This window comes from Variovorax sp. YR566 (assembly GCF_051992195.1).
Classification (GTDB): domain Bacteria; phylum Pseudomonadota; class Gammaproteobacteria; order Burkholderiales; family Burkholderiaceae_C; genus Variovorax.
Genome location: NZ_CP197092.1, coordinates 6,437,002 through 6,450,080 on the forward strand (window position 1 = coordinate 6,437,002; position 13,079 = coordinate 6,450,080).

Genomic DNA, 13,079 nt, shown 5'->3' on the forward strand with positions numbered 1-13,079 from the left:
GACGATGCTCAGGAGGCCTTGTCCGAAGGCGTCCCGGCCACGGGAGCGCTGACCGTGCTCTCTGCCCATCCGCCGCCCAGCGTCTTGTAGAAGGTCACGAGGTTGGTCAGGCGCGACAGGCGCGTGGTGATGAGGTTCTGCTGTGCCGTGTAGAGCGAGCGCTGCGAATCCAGCACGCTGAGGTAGCTGTCGACACCGCGGCGGAATCGCGCGTCCGAAAGGCGGTAGCTCTCGGCCGTCGCATTCACCAGAGACTGTTGTGCATCGAGCTGGCGGCCCAGCGTGTTGCGTTGCGCCAGTGCGTCTGAAACCTCGCGGAACGCCGTCTGGATTGCCTTCTCGTACTGCGCCACCGAGATGTCGCGGCTCACGGTCGCGATCTTGAGATTGGCGCGGTTGGCGCCGCCATCGAAGATCGGCAGCGTGATCTGCGGCGCGAAGCTCCAGCTGCCCGAGCCGCCCTTGAACAGGCCCGAGAGCTGGCTGCTCGACGTGCCGGCCGACGCGGTGAGGCTGATGCTCGGATAGAAAGCCGCACGCGCCGCGCCGATGTAGGCATTGGCGGCTTTCAGGTCGCGCTCGGCCTGCAGGATGTCGGGTCGCCGTTGCAGCAGCTCCGAGGGCAGCCCGGGCGGAATGGTGGCCAGCGGGCTCGCTGCGGCTGCCGTGCCATCGGGCAGCGACTGCGGCAGCAGTTCGTCCGGCACGTCTGCGCCCACGAGCAGCACCAGCGCATTGCGGTCTTGCGCTACCTGGGAGGTGTAGCGCTCGACGTCGACGCGCGCGGTGTCGACGCTGGTCTGCGCCTGGCTCAGCGTGAGCGCCGACGCCGCGCCCAGTTCAAAGCTGCGCTGGTTGAGGCTGTAGGAGTCGCTCTGGCTCTGGAGCGTGTCGCGCGCGAGTTTCAGCCGGTCCTGGTCGGCCGCCAGCGTGAGGTAGCTCGTCGCCACCTCGGCCACCAGCGTGATCTGCGTGCTGCGGCGCGCCTCGGCCGTGGAGAAGAACTGCTCCAGCGCCTGTGCGCTCAGGCTTCGCACGCGACCGAACAGGTCGATTTCGTAGGAGCTGAACCCGACCGAAGCGCTGTACTGCCGCGCCGTGAGGGCTTCGCCGGTCGACGACAGGTCGGCCGGCGTGCGGCTGCCGCTGCCGCCGGCACTGGCGTTGACGGTGGGGAAGAGCGCTGCATCCTGCACCCGGTACTGGGCGCGGGCTTTCTCGATGTTCAGCACCGCGACGCGCAGGTCGCGATTGTTGGCGAGGCTCATCTCGATCACGCGCTGCAGCGACGGATCGGTGAAGACGTTGCGCCAGCCGAGGTCGGCCACCGGCGTGGAGGCTGGGGCGTTGCCTGTGTCGCCGGCGAATTTGCCGGCCACGGGCGCCGCGGGTTGCTGGTAAGTGGGAATCAGGCTGCAGCCGGCCATCAGGGCGGCGAGCGCGAGCGGAGCAAGGCGGAATGGTTTCATGGCAGACACCTCAGGAAGCGGCCGCAGCCGGTTGTGCATGCGAGTCCGGCAAGGCGGGCAAAGCAGGCGAGGGCGACCGTCCCTTGAAGAGGCCGCGCACCAGCACGAAGAAAAGCGGCACGAAGAAGATCGCGAGCAGCGTGCCCGACAGCATGCCGCCGATGACGGCCGTGCCCAGCGCATGCTGCGCGCCGGCCCCCGCACCGGTGCCCAGCACCATCGGCAGCACGCCGAGGATGAAGGCCAGCGAGGTCATGAGGATGGGGCGCAGGCGCAGGCGCGCCGCCTCCAGCGCGGACTCGACCAGTCCCTTGCCCTGCGCGTGCAGGTCCTTCGCGAACTCCACGATCAGGATGGCGTTCTTCGACGCGAGGCCGATGGTGGTGAGCAGGCCCACCTGGAAGTACACGTCGTTCATCTTCCACGTCAGGATCGCGCCGATCAGCGCGCCCAGCACGCCGAGCGGCACCACCAGGATCACCGAGAACGGAATCGCCCAGCTTTCGTACAGCGCCGCAAGGCACAGGAACACGATCAGGATCGACAGCCCATAGAGCAGGCCGGTCTGGCCGCTCGATGCCTTCTCCTGGCGCGACAGGCCGGTCCATTCATAGCCGATCCCTGGTGGCAGCTGCGCGACCGCCGCTTCCACGATGGCAAGCGCCTCGCCGCTGGACGCGGCTCCCGGCATCGCCATGCCCAGGATTTCCACCGAGGGCACCCCGTTGTAGCGCTCCAGGCGGGGCGAGCCGGAACTCCAGCCCGCCTTGGCGAATGAGGTGAAGGGCACCATCGTTCCGGCGCTGTTGCGCACGTACCAGCGGTCGATGTCCTCCGGCAGCATCCGGTACTGTGCATCGGCCTGCAGCATCACCTTCTTCACGCGCCCCTTGTCGATGAAGTCGTTGACGTAGCTGCTGCCCCAGGCGGTGGAGAAGGTGTCGTTGATGTCGGACATCGAAAGGCCCTGGGCCTGTGCCTTGTGCGGATCGATCTCGAGCCTGAATTCGGGCGTGTCTTCCATCCCGTTGGGGCGCACGGCCACCAGGCGCTTGTCCTTGGCCAGCGTGCCGAGCAGCTGGTTGCGCGCCTGCATCAAGGCCTCGTGCCCGAGGTTGGCGCGGTCCTGCAGCATCAGGTCGAAGCCGGTCGCGTTGCCGAGCTCTGCCACGGCGGGCGGTGCGAAGGCGAACACCTTTGCGTCCCTGATTGTGTTGAAGAAGGCACCGGCCTTTGCGGCCACTCCCGTCACGCTCAGTGCCTCGCCCTCGCGTTCATTCCAGGGCTTGAGCTTGATGAAGGCAAAGCCCGTGTTCTGCCCGCTGCCCGCGAAGCTGAAACCCGCCACCGTGAAGATGCCCGAGACCGCGTCTTTCTGATCGACCAGGAAGTGATGCTCCACCTGGCGGATGACTTCTTCCGTGCGCGTGTTCGTCGCGCCCGGCGGCAGCTGCACCAGCGCAAACATCGTGCCCTGGTCTTCGTCGGGCAGAAAGCCGATGGGCAGCTTCATGAAGCCGAACACCACCACGGCAAACAAGACCGCGTACAGGGCCATGTAGCGCCAGCCCTTGCCCACCATGTGCCGCACGATGCCCTGGTAGCGGTGGTTGCCGCGATCGAAGCTGCGGTTGAACCATCCGAAGAAGCCGGTGGTGGCCATTGCATGATCCTTGTCGACCGGCTTGAGCAGCGTCGCGCAAAGGGCCGGCGTGAGCACCAGCGCCACGAGCACCGACAGCGTCATGGCCGAGACGATGGTGATGGAGAACTGCCGGTAGATCACACCCGTGGAGCCGCCGAAGAAAGCCATCGGCACGAACACCGCCGCCAGCACCAGGGCCACGCCGACCAGCGCGCCGGTGATCTGGCCCATGGACTTGCGCGTGGCCTCCTTGGGCGGGAGGCCTTCATCGGCCATCACACGCTCGACGTTCTCGACGACCACGATTGCATCGTCCACCAGCAGCCCGATGGCGAGCACCATCGCGAACATCGTCAGTGTGTTGATGGTGAAGCCGAAGGCCGCGAGCACGCCGAAGGTGCCCAGCAGCACCACGGGAACCGCAATGGTCGGGATCAGCGTGGCGCGGAAATTCTGCAGGAAGAGATACATCACCAGGAACACCAGCACCACGGCCTCGACGAGCGTCTTGATGACCTCCTCGATGGAGATCCGCACGAAGGGCGTGGTGTCGTAGGGCTTCTGCACCTTCATGCCCTGCGGAAAGAACTTCTCGAGCTCGGCGACGCGCGCATCGACGGCCTTGACCGTGTCGAGCGCATTGGCGCCGGTGGCCAGCTTGATGGCCAGGCCCGCGGCCGGCTTGCCGTTGTAGCGACCGACCGTGTTGTACGACTCGCTGCCGAGCTCGATGCGGGCTACGTCGCGCAGGCGGACCTGCGAGCCGTCGGTCTGCGTGCGCAGCAGGATGTCCTCGAACTCCTGCGCGGTCTTCAGGCGCGTCTGCGAGGTGATGGTGGCGTTGAGCTGCTGGTTGCTTGCCGCAGGCATGCCGCCGAGCTGGCCGGCCGAAACCTGCGCGTTCTGCGCCGTGATCGCGTTCTTCACATCCAGCGGCGTGAGGCTGAAGCTGGAGAGCTTGTTCGGGTCGAGCCATACGCGCATGGCGTACTGCGAGCCGAAGAGCGTGGTGTCGCCCACGCCCTCGACGCGGCTGATTGCGTCCTGGACGTTGGCCGCGACGTAGTCGGACAGGTCCGACCCGTTCATGCTGCCGTCTTCGGAGGTGAAGGCCAACACGTTCAGAAAGTTGGTGGCCGACTTCGTGACGGTGACGCCCTGTTGCTGCACCTCTTGCGGCAGCAGCGGCGTGGCGAGCGAGAGCTTGTTCTGCACCTGCACCTGAGCGGTGTCGGGGTCGGTTCCGTTCTCGAAGGTGAGCGTGATGGTGACCGAGCCCGACGACTCGCTGGTCGAGGCCATGTAGCTCAGCCGGTCCAGCCCCTTCATCTTCTGCTCGATGACCTGGGTGACGGTGTCTTCGAGCGTCTTGGCGGAAGCGCCGGGGTAGTTGGCGGTGATTGCGACGGCGGGCGGCGCGATGCTCGGGTACTGCGCGATCGGCAGCGTGGCGATGGACATGACGCCGCCCAGCATCACGATGATGGCGAGGACCCACGCGAAGATGGGGCGGTCGATGAAGAAGCGTGCCATGGTGGTCTTCCTGGATCAGTCCGCCGTGGCGCCGGGCGAGGGGAGGGCCGCCTTGGCCGTGGTTTCGGTGCCGGGCTTGGACTTGGGGTTCCACTGCACCGTCTTCACCTCGACGCCCGGCGCCGCGCGCTGCAGGCCGTCCACCACGAGCTGGTCGCCGGCCTGCAGGCCGCTGCGCACCAGCCATTGGTCGCCGATGGCGCGTTCCGTTTCGAGCACGCGCCGCTGCAGCTTGTGCTGGGCATCCACCACGTAGGCCGTCGGCTTGCCGGTGCTGTCGCGCGACACGGCCTGCTGCGGCACCATGAGCGCCTGTTCCTTCACGCCTTCCTGCAGCACGGCGCGCACGTACATGCCGGGCAGCAGGTCCGCCTTGGGGTTGGGGAACACCGCGCGCAGCGTGATGGCGCCGGTGTTCTGGTCTACGGTGACGTCAGAGAACTCGAGCTTGCCTTCGAGCGGATAGGCGCTCCCGTCTTCGAGCAGCAGCCGCACCTTCGCGGCGTTGGCGCCGCTCTTTTGCAGATCGCCGCGGGCCATGGCCTGCTTCAACTGAAGCATCGCGGCGCTGGATTGCGTCACGTCGACATAGATCGGATCGAGCTGCTGGATGGTGGCCAGCGCGGTCGACTGGCTCGCCGTGACCAGTGCGCCGGGCGTGACCGTCGACTTGCCGATGCGGCCGGAGATCGGTGCGTCGATGCGTGCATAGGCAAGGTTGATGCGGCTCGTCTCAACATTGGCCCGTGCCGAGGCAACGTCGGCCTCGCCTTGGCCCAGCGAGGCGGCGGCGTCGTCGTAGTCCTGCTGGCTCACGGCCTTGATGGCGACCAGCTCCTTGTAGCGCTCGGCCTTCAGCCGCGTGGTCGTGAGGCTGGCCTGAGCCTTAGCGAGCGCGGCGACGTTGCTATCGTAGGTCGCCTTGTAGGTGGCGGGATCGATCTGGTAGAGCGCCTCGCCAGCCTTCACGTCGCTGCCTTCGCGGAACTTACGTGACTTCACGATGCCGCCGACCTGCGGGCGCACGTCGGCGATCAGGAAGGGCACGGTGCGTCCCGGCAGTTCGGTCGTGATGGCCACGTGCTGCGGCTGCACGGTGACCACGCCGACTTCCGGCGTGCCGGGCGCGGGCGGTGGACCGCCCGGCGGCTTGCCGCAGGCGACGAGCATGCAGGTGGACACGACGGCCGCGGCGAAAGTCAGGCCATAGGTAAGAGGGGGGCGCATTGCGTTTCTCCTGGGAAAACGACGGGACGTTGGTGTGTACAGTCGATGATTAAACATACAGTGTTGTACTGAAATGTATTTTGACTTTCAGGGCTTGTCAATCAATAATGGACATCGTTGTACAAAATTAAGGAGGCATTCAGATGCGAGTCAAAACCGAAGCCAAGCGCGAGGCGATCGTCCAGGTGGCATCGGAGGTCTTCAGGGAACTGGGGTTCGAGGGCGCCTCGATGGTGGAAATCGCCGCGCGCGTAGGCGGCTCGAGGGCGACGCTCTATGGCTACTTCAGCGCCAAGGAGGAGCTGTTCGTCGCCGCAATGCACAGTGCCGCGAAGAGGCACTTCGAACCGATCTTCGCGGCGCTGGGACAGGAGGACGACGACGACCTCGAGCGCGTGCTGCAACGCTTCGGCGAGAAGGTTCTGGCGGTGGTGTGCTCGCAGGAGGTCATCCAGGCGCACAGGGCCGTGATCGCCGAATCCGGCCGCAGCGACATCGGGCGGCGCTTCTTCGAAGGAGGACCGAAGAAGGGTCTCGAGGAGGTGTCCGGATTTCTGGAGCGGCAGATGCGCAAGGGCCGGCTGCGCACGGCCGACCCGGTCGCGGCGTCGCATCACTTGATGGCGCTGCTGCACTCCGAGACCGTCACGCCATGCCTTCTCGGCATCCAGGGGCCTTTGACCCGGAAGGTATTGCGGGAGGCGACGCAACGTGCCTTGCAGGTCTTCCTTGGCGGCTACACATCGGAAGGCAAGGTCGTCGAGTGATCCTGGATGGAAGTCTTTGTGTTGGTCAACACCCCCCAAACGCCAAGTAACCCGTGAGTCAGAGCTGATTCAGGGTTTCGTCAAACAGAGTCAACAGGCGTATCCAATGACGTTCGGCGCCTTTCTTATCGTCAACGTCCACAGGTCAGGCACGGTCCAACTCCGTGCCTGATAGGTAGCCTGAACCCGCGCGACTGACCCTCGCCCTCGTGAAGGCCAGCGGCCAATGCAAGCGCGCGCAATTCGGACAGTGAGATCCGCCAGAAGATGCTCGCTGTCCCGATCCAAGCTCGCAGTAAGCGTGCAGCCTCTCGTTCATCGGCACCGCCAACGGGCCCCCTGTGCGCACGAACGGAAGACGGCCCTCCGTCACAACATGCGGCGATCAAGGTATCTGCCTTGCGCAAGTTCTTGACGGCGGCCACGTCGCGAAACAGCACGCTCGGCATCGCGGGCCTTGCCAGTGGTCAACATGATTGACATCAGCGGATCAGCCACAGGCTTGACTCGTACAACATCGCGTCGGGAAGAGATCGTGCAAACTCACTCGCAGTGAGCACCGAAGAGCTCTCGGCGCACAGTAGCCGGCGATGCGTCAGACGCAGGCCGATACGTCGTCTTGCAGCCAGACTTCTCGAGTGCTGAAGCGATCAGACTCCAGTTCTTGTGGATCCAGCCAGGTACACCGAATGGGCTTTCGGGAAGATCATCGTAGACACGTGCACCCATGACGAGCCCGCGAGCTTCATCGTAGTCGTACACCGCAAGGCCTGCGGTATCTCGGGAGAACACGATCGTTCCCCAGGTGGCCAGGTTCTCTTCGATGGCGCAGGTTCCATGCTCGCAAGTGACGGTCGCAGGCCGCAGTGGAACACCACCAGGCTCGGCCCCCAGCACCGCATAGAACTTCTTCAGACCGAAGCCTGTCAGCGGAGCGTTCCCGCCGTTGAAGTATCCATCTGGCGTGAAGTACTTCCAGGCCATTTGGTCGGACGCCTCGATGGCCTCGAAATACTTGCGCACCGGGGTCGCAACCTCCTTGACGACGTTGGGATCGGACGGAATGATCGCTTGCCGCAGGAAGCCTTGATTGCCCGGCGTCGTAGCGTACGCGTAGTAGACGCGAACTGCGGCAGCCTTGTTGCCGGTCGCATCGACGACAACAGCCATCTTGAAGGGGCCGGTGCGTGCGGACGTGGCGACGTCGACGACGAATTCGTGCACGACGCGTTGCGCGTTTCTTGTCGTTTTCACCACCTTCAAGCTTTCCGGTCGCACCCCCATGCCGGTCAGCCACTGAGATTCTTGCGCAACGAACCTGCGCCACATCTGAACGCCACGGAGTGGGCCTGTGCGGGGCGTGTCAATCTTGGGCTCGACGGCAAAGCTACTTTCCAACTGTTGCGCTTGCCCGCTGAGGATCAGCGGATAGAGCTCGGTCGCCAGCCTGTCGACGTCCGCCGCCGTCGCGGCCACGCAGAAAAGCAGAGAAAGGAATGCACCCATCATGCGGGCGCGAAATTTCATGATCATTCGATGTCTCCTGGAAGTTGGGTGTTCTCGACCGACGGCAAGCCATCAGGCAGGTCTGGTCAGAATGGATAGTGGCGCGGGGTCGTTTGCACGGTAATCCAGCGCAGATCGGTGAATTCGGCGATACCGGCACGGCCTCCAAACCGGCCGAGGCCGCTTGACTTCACGCCACCGAACGGCATTTGGGCCTCGTCGTGGACGGTGGGTCCGTTGACATGGCAGATGCCCGATTCGATCTGCCGAGCGACATTGAACGCGCGGGCGACGTCTTTGCCGATCACCGCGGAGGAGAGCCCGTACTCGTTGTCGTTGGCGCAGGCCACTGCTTCGTCCGCTCCCTCGACTCGCACGATCGCCTTGACCGGGCCGAAGGTTTCCTCGTGGTAGATCCGCATGTCTGGGGTGACGTGGTCGAGCAGTGTGGCGGGCATCAGCGTGCTCTCGGCCTTTGCGCCGCTGACCAACTTCGCTCCCTTGGAAAGGGCGTCATCGATCAGCGCGTTGCAGTGCTCCACGGTACTCATGCCGATGACGCTGCCGAGGACCACCGGTTCAGGCTTGCGCGGATCGCCCAATGGCAAGGCCCGTGCCTTCGCCGCAAAGGCTTCGACAAACTGGTCGGCGATCTTTTTGTCGACGATGACCCGTTCGGTACTCATGCAGATTTGCCCGCTGTTGGCAAAGCAACCGAATGCTGCTGCGTTCACGGCCTCGCCAATATCAGCATCATCGAGAATGATCAGGGGCGCCTTTCCACCCAGTTCGAGGACAACTGGCTTGAGGTACTTGGCACAGGTCTGGGCAATGAGCTTGCCCACACGGGTAGATCCGGTGAAGTTGATGCGACGCACTCCCCGATGGGAAACCAGCTCTTCGACAATCGCCGCAGCGTCCTGGGGCGCGTTCGTCAGGTAATTCACCACCCCGGGCGGGAATCCCGCTTCTTCGAACGATTCCACGATCAGCTGATGCGTTCGCGGACAGTTCTCGCTGCCCTTGAAGATCACGGTGTTCCCACATGCGAGCGGCGTGGCGATCGCACGGACGCCAAGAATCACCGGCGCATTCCAAGGCGCAATGCCCAGCACCACGCCCGCCGGTTGGCGAACCCCCATGGCCAGCGACCCGGGAACGTCCGAGGGAATCACTTCACCGGTGATTTGCGTCGTGAGTGCCGCAGCCTCTCGGATAATGCCGCCGGCAAGCATCACGTTGAACTCGGTCCACATGCTGGAAGCCCCTGTTTCGGCGGCTACCGCGTGAACGAATTGAGGCAGCTTCGCCTCCAGCATGTCCGCCGCCTTCGAAAGAAGCGCGCGACGTTCGTTGGGGCCGGTGTCGCGCCACTTCACGAACGCAGCCTCGGCGGCGTCTGCGGCACGGCGTGCGTCCATGGTGGATGCCGCCGGCGCGCGCGTCGCGACCGAGCCGTCCAGAGGATTGCGGCGCTCGAAAGTCTTCTGGTTCTCGGCCGGCACCTTGAGGCCATTGATGAGCATGGAAAGATCAGACATGGTTTCTCCTGAGAAAATCGAATGAGTTCAAAGACAGTCAGCGTCTTGCCGGTGCCCACTCTGCGCCGCGGTTCCATCCGACCGATCGCTGAGGTGGTACCCGATGGGCAGCAGGTTGATATGCCAGCGCTGCTCGATGGCGCCCCAGATGCCCTTGGGCAGGAAAAGCGCGAACACGACAGCAACTGCCCCAAGGCCGATCAGATACGTGACGCCGGTTCCACCAAACAAGGACTCGATGGTGAAGAAGAGGACGGCACCGATCACCGGACCTTCGAAGGTGCCAAGCCCACCCACCAACACCATGAACAGCATGTATGCGGTCCACTGAGCACCGAAGTAGGTTTTGGGTTGAAACGTCACCGCGGTGGCCAGCCAAAGAGCTCCCGCGGCGGCACATCCGAAAGCCGAAAGCACAAAGATCAATCGCTTGGTGGGCATCACCGTGATACCCACTGATGCAGCGGCCTCCTCGTCATCACGGATTGCCTGGAGCGCCGCTCCGGCACGACTGCGCAGCAGAAAGAAGACGCCCCAGGCCAGGCCTGCCATGGTCGCGAGTGCAAGCCAGTAGGTCATCAGCCGTCTTGGTTCGGCTTCGTATTGCTGCAAGGTGATCAGCGACGTCCCCGTCTCGCCCTTGACGAGGGTGTCGAGATTGACGACCAGGTGCGTGAGGGCCGCCACCACCCACATGCCGATGGCGAATTCGCCACCGCGCAGGCGGAGCATGAAAAACGACATCGGGATGGACACCAGCGCGACAGCGAAGGCGGCCAGCACCATCGCGGGGTAGGGCCCGAGTCCTGCGTCGGCAAATCGCACCGCGGCATAGGCGCCCAGACCGAAGAAGACCTGATGGCCCACGGACACGAGCCCTGCGAAACCTGCCAAGGCGTTCCACATCAACGCAAGAATCCCGTAGATGAACAGGATCGTCAACCGATCCACCGCAGCAGTTGAGAGCACCAGCGGCGCCAGGCCAAGGGCGAGCTGGCTCAGCGCCAGCAGGGCGACGCCGCATCTGGACTGAGAAGTCCATCTCCGAACACAACGAGTTCCCTGGGAGTTCGACGTCATCTCAATGCCTCCCCGTCAGAACGGCGCGCAGCGATCGGCCGTTCAGGGCCATCCGGACCAGCATGACCACGAGGAACAAGACGTGTCCCCCGATCAGAAATCCCTGGGAATGAACCTGGGCGCTCACGCTTTGCGCGACGCCCAAGGCAATGCCTCCCGCGAGGGTTCCCCACAACGACCCGGCTCCACCGATCATCACGGCCTCGAAGGCGAAGATCAGCTGAGGCGCGCCCGAGTAGGCGTCCACGGTGGCGCGCATAGCCAGAAAGGTTCCGGCAATCGCAACGGCTGCCATCGAGATAGCTGCCGCCATGCCGTTGACCGCGCGCGAATTGACACCCACGAGCTCCGCGGTACTGGGGTCGTCCGCGACGGCACGGATCTGCCTGCCGAGGCCCGTATAGCCAAGCGCGATGTGAAGCCCCCCGAGCAACAGCACCGCGCAGACGAAGATCAAGAGCGGCAGGTAGCCAATCGTGATGTCGCCCACGTCGAAGCCGTCGTACGCGAGCGTATCGATGTACGGCGCGAGTGACCGGGTGTCCGCACCGAATGCGCTGAACATCGAATTGTCCAGAATCACGGCCAAGCCGAACGTCGCCAGGATCGGCACGAGCTCACCGGATCGGCGACTGCGCTCCAGAACCAAGCGCTGCAGGATCCAACCGATGGCGCCCATGGCCGGCATCGCCAGCAGCATCCCCCAGAACGGGCTGAGCTCGTACTTTTCAGCGAGGAGAAATACCCCGTAAGCGGCGAGTACAGCGAGGCTGCCATGCGCGAGATTGATGATCCTCATGACGCCAAACATGAACGACAACCCACACGCAAGCAGCGCGTAGTACCCGCCCAAGAGAACCCCCTGGACAATTTGATTCATCCAGTTCATGCGGGCTCCGTTGCGGCACCCGCCGTGCGATGACCGAAGTAATGGTCGATGACTTGTTCTCGCGTCAATTCACTGGTCCTTCCGCGGGCAACGATCTGCCCCTCCAACATGCACACGATGTGGTCCGCAACTTCAAAGGTTCGATTCAGGTCTTGTTCCACGAGGATCAGGCTGGTCTTTGCGGCGAACAGCGACGCCAGTGATTCGTATGTGGAATGCACCGCTGCGGGCGACAAGCCCAACGAGATCTCGTCGAGCAGTAGAACTTTCGGGTTGGTCATGAGCGCGCGAGCGATCGCAACGGCCTGCTGCTGCCCTCCGGACAGGGAACCGGCGGGGGCTTTGAGCTTCGGCTTGAGCTGAGGAAACGCATCGATCACGGTGTCGAACGTCCACGGACCCGACCTGCGTGCCGCCAGTGCAACTCTCAAGTTGTCCGCGACGGACATCGTCTTGAACAGGCGCCGCCCCTCCGGAACCAGCGCGATCCCTTCCGAAGCGCGTCGATGAGCCGATTGCCCGGTGATGTCAACACCCTCAAGCTTCACCTGTCCATTTGCGGCAGGATGTATGCCGGCGATGGTGCGAAGCAACGTCGTCTTCCCTGCACCGTTGGCGCCGACAAGCGCGAGGCGCTCACCGGCCTGCAGTTCGATGTCGATGCCGCGAACGGCTTGCAACAGGCCGTGGCGCGCCTCCAGGCCCTGGATGTCCAACACGCTCATGCGTGACCTCCCAGATAGGCGCTCACCACCTGGCTGTCCGACAACACCGCTTCGGGCGTGCCGTCGGCGATGATGCGTCCGGCATCCATGCATATGAGCCTCTTGGCCACCTGGACGAGCACATGAACGATGTGCTCGATCCAGATGATGGTGATTCCGCGCGCGTGAAGGTCGCGCACGGTAGAGACGAGTTCCGCCGCCTCACCATCCGTGAGCCCGCCACCGATCTCGTCGAGCAGCAGCAATTGCGGGTCCGTTGCCAGCGCGCGCGTGAGTTCGAGTCGCTTTCGATCAAGCAACCCCAAGGCTTCCGCCCGCCGATTGGCGACCGATGCCATCCCGCATGCGTCGATCGCAGCGATCGCCCGATCGTAGGCTTCCGCCCGACGAAAGCCACCGCCATGCAATGCCGCACAGAGAACGTTCTCGAAGACCGTCATGCCGACAAAGGGCTTGGGGACCTGGTGACTGCGAGCGATGCCCATCCGACAGCGGCGAGCCGCATCGAAGCCGGTCACGTCTTGCCCATTGAACGCGATCGAACCCTTGCTCGCCGCCAGAGACCCGGACAGCGACGCCAGAAGGGTCGTCTTGCCCGCCCCGTTGGGGCCGACGACGCCGACGGCCTCACCGGACGCGATCGCCAGGTCGACTCCGTCGAGCACCTTCAACGCCCCGAAGCTCTTGCACAGCCCCT

At 64.1% G+C, this 13,079-nt stretch carries 10 protein-coding genes; 1 reads left to right on the forward strand and 9 read right to left on the reverse strand.

The features are described from left to right. Window positions 1-8: 8 nt before the first annotated feature. Genes adeC through ACTG4X_RS30160 form a run of 3 tightly spaced genes read right to left on the reverse strand, consistent with a single transcriptional unit; the run spans window position 9 to window position 5,874 of the window. Window positions 9-1,469: an AdeC/AdeK/OprM family multidrug efflux complex outer membrane factor gene (gene adeC, locus ACTG4X_RS30150; RefSeq protein WP_440532667.1), complete on the reverse strand. Its 1,461-nt coding sequence runs from the start codon at window positions 1,467-1,469 to the stop codon at window positions 9-11. Between the two features lie 10 nt (window positions 1,470-1,479). Next, a complete protein-coding gene (locus tag ACTG4X_RS30155) occupies window positions 1,480-4,647 on the reverse strand; it encodes an efflux RND transporter permease subunit (RefSeq protein ID WP_440531537.1) in 3,168 nt (1,055 codons plus the stop codon). 15 nt (window positions 4,648-4,662) lie between these two features. Next, the gene (locus ACTG4X_RS30160) at window positions 4,663-5,874 is read right to left on the reverse strand and encodes an efflux RND transporter periplasmic adaptor subunit (RefSeq protein ID WP_440532668.1); all 1,212 of its coding nucleotides are present in this window, start codon (window positions 5,872-5,874) and stop codon (window positions 4,663-4,665) included. Window positions 5,875-6,017: 143 nt separating this feature from the next. On the opposite strand from ACTG4X_RS30160, the gene ACTG4X_RS30165 reads away from it, so the two are divergent. Beyond that, the gene (locus tag ACTG4X_RS30165; protein WP_440532669.1) at window positions 6,018-6,641 is read left to right on the forward strand and encodes a TetR/AcrR family transcriptional regulator; all 624 of its coding nucleotides are present in this window, start codon (window positions 6,018-6,020) and stop codon (window positions 6,639-6,641) included. A gap of 543 nt (window positions 6,642-7,184) precedes the next feature. Here the strand turns inward: ACTG4X_RS30165 and ACTG4X_RS30170 are convergent. From ACTG4X_RS30170 to ACTG4X_RS30195, 6 genes are read right to left on the reverse strand one after another with little or no spacing between them, the layout of a single operon-like run. Beyond that, a complete protein-coding gene (locus ACTG4X_RS30170) occupies window positions 7,185-8,174 on the reverse strand; it encodes a hypothetical protein (RefSeq protein ID WP_440532670.1) in 990 nt (329 codons plus the stop codon). 59 nt (window positions 8,175-8,233) lie between these two features. Then, window positions 8,234-9,688 carry an aldehyde dehydrogenase gene (locus ACTG4X_RS30175; protein ID WP_440532671.1) on the reverse strand — a complete coding sequence of 485 codons (1,455 nt, stop codon included), beginning with the start codon at window positions 9,686-9,688 and terminating at the stop codon, window positions 8,234-8,236. 27 nt (window positions 9,689-9,715) lie between these two features. Then, window positions 9,716-10,768, reverse strand: coding sequence for a branched-chain amino acid ABC transporter permease (locus ACTG4X_RS30180; RefSeq protein WP_440532672.1), 1,053 nt, complete (start codon window positions 10,766-10,768; stop codon window positions 9,716-9,718). Window position 10,769: 1 nt separating this feature from the next. Continuing rightward, the gene (locus ACTG4X_RS30185) at window positions 10,770-11,657 is read right to left on the reverse strand and encodes a branched-chain amino acid ABC transporter permease (RefSeq protein WP_440532673.1); all 888 of its coding nucleotides are present in this window, start codon (window positions 11,655-11,657) and stop codon (window positions 10,770-10,772) included. Next, a complete protein-coding gene (locus ACTG4X_RS30190) occupies window positions 11,654-12,382 on the reverse strand; it encodes an ABC transporter ATP-binding protein (RefSeq protein WP_440532674.1) in 729 nt (242 codons plus the stop codon). Before ACTG4X_RS30190 ends, ACTG4X_RS30185 begins: the two co-directional genes overlap by 4 nt. Then, a complete protein-coding gene (locus ACTG4X_RS30195; RefSeq protein WP_440534443.1) occupies window positions 12,379-13,047 on the reverse strand; it encodes an ABC transporter ATP-binding protein in 669 nt (222 codons plus the stop codon). Before ACTG4X_RS30195 ends, ACTG4X_RS30190 begins: the two co-directional genes overlap by 4 nt. Window positions 13,048-13,079 lie beyond the last annotated feature (32 nt).